The organism is Microbacterium umsixpiens (assembly GCF_053543675.1).
Map to the genome: position 1 here is coordinate 8,397 of NZ_JBLVOH010000089.1, position 818 is coordinate 9,214.

At 69.9% G+C, this 818-nt stretch carries 1 protein-coding gene; it reads left to right on the forward strand.

Translation table 11 applies throughout. From position 1 onward, the window contains the following. Window positions 1-818: ABC transporter ATP-binding protein (locus tag ACNPM4_RS09095; RefSeq protein ID WP_448985458.1), on the forward strand; the 818-nt coding region annotated here is incomplete at both ends.

Sequence of the window (818 nt, forward strand, 5' to 3'; positions counted from 1 at the left end):
ACCTCGACCTCGAGGTCGCATCGGGCGAGTTCCTGTCGATGCTCGGTCCGTCGGGCTCGGGCAAGACGACGGTGCTGCGCATGATCGCCGGGTTCGAAGACACCACCTCCGGCAGCATCCGCCTCTCCGGCGTCGACGTGACCAGGACCCCTCCGCACGCCCGTCCGGTCAACACCGTCTTCCAGGACTACGCGCTGTTCCCGCACCTGACCATCGCCGACAACGTCGGCTACGGGTTGCGCGTCCGCGGCGAGGGCAAGAGCGCCAGGGCCGCGCGGGTCCAGACCTCGCTGGAGCAGGTGCGGCTCGATCACGTCGCCGACCGTCTGCCGCATCAGCTCTCCGGCGGTCAGCGGCAGCGGATCGCCCTGGCCCGCGCCCTCATCCTGCGCCCTCAGGTGCTGCTGCTCGACGAGCCGCTCGGTGCGCTCGACAAGCAGCTCCGTGAGCAGATGCAGATCGAGCTCAAGCAGATCCAGCGCGAGGTCGGCATCACCTTCATCTTCGTCACCCACGACCAGGAGGAGGCCCTCACGCTCAGCGACCGCGTCGCGGTGTTCAACGGCGGCCGGATCGAGCAGGTCGGCACCGCACGCGATGTGTACGAGCGCCCGGAGACCGAGTTCGTCGCACGCTTCCTCGGGCTCTCGAACCTCATCGGCGGAGAGCTGGCCGAGAGCCTGACCGGCGACCGGCGGACCATGAGTGTGCGCCCGGAGCGGATGCGGCTGATCGGACCGGATGCGGCGCTCGCCGCGGGCGAGGTCTCGCTCACCGGCACCATCAGCGAGGTCGTCTACACGGGCCCCGCCACCCGC